The organism is Streptomyces sp. LS1784 (assembly GCF_020103755.1).
Classification (GTDB): Bacteria; Actinomycetota; Actinomycetes; order Streptomycetales; family Streptomycetaceae; genus Kitasatospora.
Genome location: NZ_JAHSQD010000350.1, coordinates 1 through 8845, shown reverse-complemented (window position 1 = coordinate 8845; position 8845 = coordinate 1). Strand labels below are relative to the sequence as shown.

7 protein-coding genes are annotated in these 8845 nt (G+C 71.9%); 3 read left to right on the top strand and 4 right to left on the bottom strand.

All coding sequences use genetic code 11. The annotated features are described in order from the left end of the window. A partial coding sequence (pepN, locus tag KS423_RS30380; protein ID WP_224282984.1) for an aminopeptidase N occupies nt 1–1875 on the bottom strand: 1875 nt, incomplete at its 3' end. A gap of 241 nt (nt 1876–2116) precedes the next feature. Here pepN and KS423_RS30375 point away from each other — a divergent pair. Beyond that, the gene (locus KS423_RS30375; RefSeq protein ID WP_224282983.1) at nt 2117–3595 is read left to right on the top strand and encodes a cytosine permease; all 1479 of its coding nucleotides are present in this window, start codon (nt 2117–2119) and stop codon (nt 3593–3595) included. Between the two features lie 292 nt (nt 3596–3887). On the opposite strand, the gene KS423_RS30370 is transcribed toward KS423_RS30375, so the two are convergent. Beyond that, nucleotides 3888–4505 (bottom strand): helix-turn-helix domain-containing protein, encoded by a 618-nt coding sequence (locus tag KS423_RS30370; protein ID WP_224282982.1) that lies wholly within the window; start codon nt 4503–4505, stop codon nt 3888–3890. A gap of 112 nt (nt 4506–4617) precedes the next feature. Here KS423_RS30370 and KS423_RS30365 point away from each other — a divergent pair, with 112 nt between their 5' ends. Further along, complete coding sequence (locus KS423_RS30365) at nt 4618–6054, top strand: aminopeptidase P family protein (RefSeq protein WP_224282981.1); 1437 nt, start codon at nt 4618–4620, stop codon at nt 6052–6054. 203 nt (nt 6055–6257) lie between these two features. Here the strand turns inward: KS423_RS30365 and KS423_RS30360 are convergent, their stop codons facing one another. Beyond that, nucleotides 6258–6929 (bottom strand): methyltransferase, encoded by a 672-nt coding sequence (locus tag KS423_RS30360; RefSeq protein ID WP_224282980.1) that lies wholly within the window; start codon nt 6927–6929, stop codon nt 6258–6260. Between the two features lie 127 nt (nt 6930–7056). After that, nucleotides 7057–8391 (bottom strand): phenylacetate--CoA ligase PaaK, encoded by a 1335-nt coding sequence (gene paaK / locus KS423_RS30355; protein WP_224282979.1) that lies wholly within the window; start codon nt 8389–8391, stop codon nt 7057–7059. A 274-nt stretch (nt 8392–8665) separates the two neighbouring features. On the opposite strand from paaK, the gene KS423_RS30350 reads away from it, so the two are divergent. After that, nucleotides 8666–8845, top strand: a 180-nt coding sequence (locus KS423_RS30350; protein ID WP_224282978.1) for a hypothetical protein, incomplete at its 3' end; no start/stop codon positions are given.

Below are 8845 nucleotides of genomic sequence, written 5' to 3'. Positions count from 1 at the left end.
GCGGTCCGGCGCGCCGTCGGTGCGGCGCAGCAGGGTTCGGCAGACCTGTGCCAGTCCGGCCAGCGCCGCCGGCCGCCCGGCCGGCGGCACGGCGCAGTCCACCACGAACTCGCGGGCGAAGGAGAGCACCGCATCCACCAGGTGCACCGAGGTCTCGCCGGACAGGTGGGCGGCGACCAGCTCCAGGTACTCGCCGGGCGCCAGCTCCCCGTCGCGCACCTGGTCCCGGGCGGCGCTCCAGAGCACCGCCCGGGCCAGCTCCTCGGGCACCGCGCCGAGCGAGGAGCGCACGGTCTGCCAGGAGCCGGGGTCGAGACGGATCTTGACGAAGCTGAGGTCGGTGTCGTTGAGCAGGGTCAGCTCGGCCGCGGCCGGCTGCGCCGCGGTGCCGTCGGCCGCCAGGTCGAGGGGCACGCGGTCGGCCAGCTCCAGGGTGCCCTCGGCGGTGCGCCGGTAGTGGCCCACGGTCAGCCGGTGCGGGCGCCGCCCGCCGTCGGCCGAGGTGTGCTCGATCCGGCCGTCGGTCAACCGCAGGGTGTCCACGCCGGTGGTGCGCAGCCAGCGGTCGGCCCAGCCGTGGACGTCGCGGCCACTGGCCGCCGCCAGCGCGCGGAGCAGGTCGTCGAGGGTGGCGTTGCCGAAGGCGTGCTCGTCGAAGTAGTCGTTGACTCCGGCCAGGAAGGCCTCCTCACCGAGCCAGGCGACCAGCTGGCGCAGTGCGGCGGCGCCCTTGGCGTAGGAGATGCCGTCGAAGTTCTGCAGCGCCTGGGCGGTGTCGTCCACCGTGCCGGGTGCCACCGGGTGGGTGGAGGGGCGCTGGTCGGCGTCGTAGCCCCAGGTCTTGCGGTCGGCGGCAAAGCCGGTCCAGGCGCTGGTGAAGCGGGTGGAGGTGGCGGTGACGCTGTAGGCCATGTACTCGGCGAAGGACTCGTTCAGCCACAGGTCGTCCCACCACTTCATGGTGACCAGGTCGCCGAACCACATGTGCGCCATCTCGTGCACCACCACCAAGGCGCGTTCCTCGCGTTTGGTGTCGGCCACGGCGGAGCGGAAGACGTACTCGTCGCGCAGAGTGACGCAGCCCGGGTTCTCCATCGCACCGGCGTTGAACTCCGGCACGAAGCACTGGTCGTAGCTGTCGAAGGGGTAGCGGTGCCGGAAGACCCGGTGGTAGTGGTCGAAGCCCTGCCGGGTGATCTCCAGCAGCTCGGGGGCGTCGGCGTCCAGGTGGGCGGCGAGCGAGCGGCGGCAGTGCAGGCCGAGCGGGATCCCGTCGTGCTCGGCGCGCACCGAGTGCAGCGGGCCGGCCACCACGGAGACCAGGTAGCTGCTGATCGCCGGGGTGGGCGCGAACTCCCAGCGGCCGGGCGAGACCTGGCGGCCCACACCGTTGCCGACCACGGTCCACTGCTGCGGCGCGGTGACGGACACCGTGTACTGCGCCTTGAGGTCGGGCTGGTCGAAGGATGCGAACACCCGCGGGCCGTCGTCGAGGAAGGACTGGGTGTAGACGTAGTCCTCGCCGTCGGCGGGGTCCGCGAAGCGGTGCATGCCCTCGCCGGTGTGCGAGTAGGCCATGTCGGCCTCGACGGTGAGTTCGTTGTCGGCCGCCAGGTCGGTCAGCGGGAAGCGCCCGGCCCGCAGCGCGTCGACGTCCAGTTCGCGGCCGTTCAGCACCACCCGGTGGAGTCCGGCCGGTTTGACATCCACGTAGGTCCCGGCGCCCGGGGTGGTGCAGCCGAAGCGGATCACCGTGGTGGAGCCGAACACCTCCCGGCCGCGGGTCAGGTCGAGGTCGAGGTGAACGGTGCGGACGTCGAGCAGACGGTGGCGCTCGACGGCCTCTGCGCGGGTGAGTACTGAGGTGTCGGACATGCGGGCCATGCTGCTCCATCCGACGGGCCGGCGGCACCCGTTTTTCGGCCTCGGGCGCGCCGGTGGGGACGCCGAAGTTCCGCCCGACCGCCCGGCGCCTCACCGTCGGTGAGCAACCGCACAATCGGGTCACATCCGGAACAAAGTAGGATGGAGCAACTCCCGTGCTACGCGCGAAGAGTTCCATAAATGCCCCATTTGACCGATTAACCTCCCGCTTCACACGCACGGAGCCACCCTCATGGACAACCTGTCCACCGCCGACACCGACGGCGCTGTAGAGACCCGCGGTATCGAACCCGTCCCCGACCACGAGCGCCGGGGCAGAGTCCGCGAGCTCTTCCCGACCTGGGCCGCGACGAACATCAGCGTCCTGCTTCTCACCATGGGTGCGGCCCTGGTGGTGTTCAACCGGTTGAACTTCTGGCAGGTCCTGGTCGTCGCCGCGTGCGCCGCGCTCGTCTCGTTCGGCATGGTCGGCGTGCTGTCGGTCTCCGGGAAGTGGGGCGGGGCGCCGGGCGCGACCCTCTCGCGGGCCACCTTCGGGGTGCGCGGGAACCTCTTCCCCGGCGCGATCCTCTGGATTGCCCGGTTCGGCTGGGAGACGATCAACGCCGTCACCGGTGCCTACGCCGTGCTGACCGTCCTTGACCTGCTCTTCGGTGTCAAGAGCAACACCGCGCTGATCGTGATCACGCTCTTCGCCTTCGTCACCTGCACCTTCCTGGTCTCCGGCATGGGCCGCAAGGCGCTGAACGTCTGCAACACCTGGTCGACGTACCTCTTCGGCGTCTTCAGCGTGCTGGTGCTGGGCTACCTGGTCGCGACCATGCACTGGGGCGAGGTCTTCTCCAAGCCCGCGGGCACCACGACGATGATGATCGCCGGCATCGGGACCATCGCCGCCGGCGGCATCAGCTGGGTCCCCACCGGCCCGGACTTCACCCGCTACCTGCCGCACTCCGTCTCCGGCAGGAAGATCGCCGGCGTGACGGTCTCCGGCGCCGGCCTGGTGATGGTGCCGATGGTGCTGATGGGTGCCGTGATGGCGGTGGCCTCGCCCGGCCTGGCGCAGGCCGCGGACCCGGTCTCCTTCCTCGGCGACCTGCTGCCGACCTGGCTGGCCGTGCCCTACCTGCTGACCGCGATCGTGGGCATGCTGCTGATCAACAGCCTCTCCATGTACTCGGCCGGCTTCACCGCGCAGACCATGGGCGTCAGGCTGCCGCGCGCCATGGCCGTCAGCATCAACGCCGTGATCTCGCTGGTCGGCGGCCTGCTGCTGATGCTGGTCGCCAAGAGCTTCCTGGGTTCCTTCATCACCTTCCTGATCCTGCTCGCCGTCTCCTTCTCGGCCTGGATCGGCGTCTACGCGGTGGACATGTTCCGGCGCCGGTCGCGTGCGGTGCGCTACGACGCCGCCGCGCTGATGGACACCAGCAGGAACAGCCGGTACTGGTACACGGGCGGCTTCTGCTGGCAGGCGATGGTGTCCTGGGTGCTCGCGCTGCTGATCGGGCTCGCCTTCACCAAGTGCGACTGGTTCGCCGGCCCGCTCTCCGACACTCCCGTCGGCAGGTACGGGCTCGCCTGGGCGGCGACCATCGTGATCTCCGGCGTGATCATGGCCGTACTCCCCGCCCCCCGGGAGAACACCTCGGCCACCGCCCAGCAGCCCGTCGGCCGCCAGGCGGAGCGGGCCGAACAGGTCACCGTCTGACCGCACGCCCCGACACCCCCGGACAGCCCGGTCGTCGGCTCAGCTGAGCCGACGACCGGGCTGTCCGGTTTCCGGTGCCGTGGTCAAGGCACTGGTCAGCCGACGGTCAGCTCCTGTCGGCGGCCATCACCTCGGCGACGACCGCCAGGTCGCCGATCGGGGAAGCGCCGAGAGCGGCGGCCGGGTCCCGCTGCGAGCTCCGGCCGTTCGGTAATCCGAACGATCCGGCGGTGCGGCGACCAGGCGGTGCAGCGGTGCGGCGAACCGCCCCCACCGTCCCCGTGCGGCTCGCTCAGTGCCAGAGCCCCCACGAGGCCGGCCGGGCCGGCTCGGCGAGGTGGCCGTGCTGCTCGGCCCGGTACTGGAGCACCAGCACCGACCGCACCTGCTCGCCGCCCAGCGCGGTGTAGGCGTGCGGCAGCGCGGCGTCGAAGCCGATGTAGTCGCCGGGGCCGAGCTCGACCTCGCGGCCGTCGACCCGCACGCCCAGCCGGCCGGTCTGGACGACGGTGTGCTCGGTGCCGGTGTGGCCGGCGGATTCCTGCGCGGCGCCGGTCCGCACCACCTGGTCGTAGATCTCGAACACCGTGTCCCCGGACTCGATCCGGCGCAGCGGGCGCAGGTCGACGCCCCGGCCGCTGAGCACCTCGGTCTCGGCCGCGCGCACTACCGTGACCTCGCCGGCGGGCCGGGCCTCGACCAGGTCGGAGATCGGCACGCCGAGCACCCGGGAGAGCCCGAGCACGGTCTCCAGGGTGGGGTTGCCGGCCCCGGACTCCAGCTGGGAGAGCGTCGCCTTGCCGACCCCGGCCTGCCGGGACAGCTCGGACAGCGACAGTCTGCGCTGGGCCCGCACCCGCTTCAGGTTGGCGGCGAGGACGCCCCGGACGGATTCCTCGGCATCGTTCACGCTCGACCTCTTCTCTCCCGGCAGTGTTCGGTATACCGTACGGGTCGCATGCCGACGGACGGGGCAGCCTAGCGAAGCACCTCGCATCCACCCCCCTCACCAGGAGACCGTAGTGACCGAGCCCGCCGAGACCATCAAGTACCGGAAGAACGGCCTGACCCGTGGCGTCACGGACGAACTCGCCGAGAGCATGAAGCAGGGCTGGGCCGACACCGAGCGCACCGCCCTGGAGCCCGTCCCGCAGGCCGCGCACACCGCCCGCCGCCGCGCGGAGCTGTCCGCCGCCTTCCCCGGCGAGCTGCTGGTGGTCCCGGCCGGCAACCCCAAGGTGCGGGCCAACGACACCGACTACGCGTTCCGCCCCTCCTCCGACTACGCCTACCTGACCGGCGACCAGTCCGAGGACGCCGTCCTGGTGCTCAGGCCGACCGGGGACAGCGGCCACGAGGCGGTGCTCTACCTGCGCGACCGCTCCCGCACCGACAACGGCGAGTTCTGGCTGGACAACCACGGCGAGCTGTGGGACGGCCGCCGCAACAGCCTCACCGAGAGCGAGCGGCTGTTCGGCCTGCCCTGCCGGGACGTCCGCACCGTCCGCTCCGACCTTCGTGCCGCCACCGGCCCGGTGCGGGTGCTGCGCCGCCACGACGCGGGCGTGGAGGAGGCCCTCGCGGACCGGGCGGTCGCCGAGCGGGACGAGGAGTTCGAGGTCTTCCTGTCCGGGCTGCGCCTGGTCAAGGACGAGTTCGAGATCGAGGAGCTGCGCTTCGCCTGCGCCGCCACCGCCCGCGGCTTCGAGGACGTGGTGCGTGTCCTCGGCACCGACTCCGAGACCGCCGAGCGGCTGATCGAGGGCACCTTCTTCGTCCGTGCCCGGGTCGAGGGCAACAACGTGGGCTACAGCACCATCGCCGCGGCCGGTCCGCACGCGACCACCCTGCACTGGGTGCGCAACAACGGCCACGCCCGGCCCGGCGACCTGCTGCTGCTCGACGCGGGCGTGGAGACCAACCACCTCTACACCGCCGACGTCACCCGCACCCTCCCGGTCAGCGGCCGCTTCACCGAGCTCCAGCGCAAGGTCTACGACGCCGTGTACGCGGCCCAGGAGGCCGGCATCGCGGCAGTGCGACCGGGTGGGCAGTTCCGTGACTTCCACCACGCCGCGCAGCGCGAGCTCGCCGAACACCTCACCTCCTGGGGCCTGTTCGGCGACCTCGGCGCGGACAAGGTGTACGAGCTGGGCCTGCACCGCCGCTTCACCCTGGCCGGCACCGGCCACATGCTGGGCATCGACGTCCACGACTGCGCCCACTCCCGCACCGAGGAGCACGTCGACGGCCCGCTCGAACCGGGCATGGTGCTCACCGTGGAGCCGGGCATCTACTTCCAGGAGAACGACCTGACGGTGCCGGAGGAGTACCGGGGCATCGGGGTGCGGATCGAGGACGACATCCTGGTCACCGAGGACGGCAACGAGAACCTCTCCGCCGACCTCCCACGCCGCTCCGACGAGGTCGAGGCCTGGCTGGCCCGCCTGCGCGGCTAGGAAGCGGGGAACGACGACCAGGGCCCGGCCGGACGTGGTCCGGCCGGGCCCCGCTGGTCACCCCCGCGGTCGCTCAGCCAGGTGATGGGAACGTCGTCGGGGTTGCCGAACTCGGCGCCGTAGACGACCTGGCCGCCGTTTCGAGGCCGGCCTCAAGGCGGCCCGGCACGGTTGGCCCGACTGAGCGGCTGGGCGACGGACCGTCAGCCGAGGCGCCACACGGTGGTGGTCTTGACCGCGGTGTCCTCCAGGTCCGCGACCACCGGCACCCGGTACGCCGCCACCGCGGTGAAGCGCTGCCGGGGCAGGTAGGCGCGGCCCGGGTCGCCGACGATGACGGTCGCGCCGCGCGCCGCGGCCCGTTCCAGGAAGGGCAGGAAGCGGGCGGCCATGGCCCGTTCGTAGAAGACGTCGCCCGCGAGCACCACCTCGGCGGGCCCGCCGTCGCCGTCCACCAGGTCCACCAGGGTGCCTTCCACCCGCACCCCGTTGACCTCGGCGTTCAGTCCGATCGCGGCCACCGCGTAGGCGTCGATCTCGGCGGCGCGCACCTCCGTCGCCCCGCACAGCGCGGCGGCCACCCCGACCAGCCCGGAGCCGGCCGCGACGTCCAACACCGTACGGCCCGCGACCAGTTCGGGGTGGTCCAGCACGTAGCGGGCGACCGCCACCCCGCCCGCCCAGGCGAAGGCCCAGAACGGCGGCGGCAGCCCGGCCTCCCCGCGCGCCCGCTCGGTGGTCTCCCACAGGGCGATGGCGTCCTCGGCCATGTGCAGGCTGATCTCGGGCACGAAGGGGACGGGCTTCAGCACGGTCTCCCGCCGGATGAAGGCGAGGTCCTCGGCGGGCTGAAGAGTGGGCAGCTCACTCGGCATGCCCCGCAGCATAGAGCCCGCACGGGGCCGCGTCCGCACGCCGGCACGGGGATGCGCCCGCAGGCCCGCAGGCCCGCACGCCACACGCCGCACGCCCGCCTCCCCGCGCCCGCGCCCGCGGCCCGATTCAGGCCCGCTCGTCCACCACCCGCTTGATCTTCCCGACCGAGCGCTCCAGCGTGTACGGGTCCACCACCTCGGCCGCGACCGTGATCCCGACCCCGTCCTTCACCGCCCGGACGATCTCCGCCCGCGCCGCCTCCCGCTGTTCGGCCGAGGCCTCCGGCCGGGCCTCCACCCGGACGGTCATGTGGTCCAGCCGCCCCTTCCGGCCGAGCCGCAGCTGGAAGTGCGGCGCGACGCCCGGGGTGCGCAGCAGGATCTCCTCGATCTGGGTCGGGAAGACGTTCACCCCGCGCAGGATGATCATGTCGTCGCTGCGCCCGGTGACCTTCTCCATCCGCCGGAAGGCCGGCCGCGCGGTGCCGGGCAGCAGCCGGCTGAGGTCGCGGGTGCGGTAACGGATGATCGGCAGCGCCTCCTTGGTGAGCGAGGTGAAGACCAGTTCGCCGCCCTCCCCATCGGGCAGCACCTCGTCGGTGAACGGGTCGACGACCTCGGGGTAGAAGTGGTCCTCCCAGATGTGCAGCCCGTCCTTGGTCTCCACGCACTCCTGCGCGATGCCCGGGCCGACCACCTCGGAGAGGCCGTAGATGTCGACGGCGTGCAGGTCGAGCCGCTCCTCGATCTCGCGCCGCATCTCCTCGGTCCAGGGCTCGGCCCCGAAGATGCCGACCCGCAGCGAGGTGCTGCGCGGATCGACGCCCTGCTTCTCGAACTCATCCAGCAGGGTCAGCAGGTAGGACGGGGTGACCATGATGATCTCGGGCTCGAAGTCCAGGATCAGTCGCACCTGGCGGGCCGTCATGCCACCGGAGGCCGGGATGACGGTGCAGCCGGCCCGCTCGGCACCGTAGTGCGCGCCCAGGCCGCCGGTGAACAGCCCGTAGCCGTAGGCGATGTGCACCTTGTGGCCGGGCCGGCCACCGGCCGCGCGGATCGAGCGGGCGACCACGTCGGCCCACATGGAGAGGTCGTTCTCGGTGTAGCCGACCACGGTCGGCAGCCCGGTGGTGCCACTGGAGGCGTGGATCCGGCGGACCTGTTCCATCGGGACGGCGAACATGCCGAAGGGGTAGCCCTCGCGCAGGTCGGCCTTGGTGGTGAAGGGGAAGCGGGCGAGGTCGTCCAGGGTGCGGCAGTCCTCGGGGCGGACCCCGGCGGCGTCGAACTTGCGGCGGTAGAGCTCGACGTTGTCGTACGCGTGCCGCAGGGTGGCCCTCAGCCGGGTGAGCTGGTGGGCACGCAGCTCCTCCGGGCCCATCCGCTCGCCCGCGTCCAGCAGCTCTGGCGGGAGCGGCTCCCCGAGGTGTCGGCTCGGGACGGGTGCGGTGCCGGTCATCGTCGCTCCTTCGCAGCTCTGCCTGCCGGAGCTGCCTACCGATCGTTCGGTCAGCTCGGGTGGCTCCATTGATCCAGCACCCGAACCACCTGTCAAGGGATTGCACGGACCTTCCGGAATGCGAAGTTCCGACCACTTCGCGGCGACTTCGCCTCGACAGCTTGGCTGTCCGATATGAAAATCATTACAGAACTTTGACTCGCGGGCAGTCTTTCCCGCCCCGACCACATGGTTCAGTAGTGCGGTTTCCGACCCGCACCCCGGAGTGATCACCGTGCCCACGACTCCCGCCCTGGTCAGCGCGCTGCGCGAACTCGGCGACCGACCCGCCGTCGTCGCCGACGGGCGCGCGATCAGCGGCATCGGCCTGCTGCTCGGCGTCTCCCCGCCGGGCGGCCTGCCCCGGGCCCTCGCCCGGCGCGTCGCCGAGCACGCCGCGCTGCCGCCCTCCGCC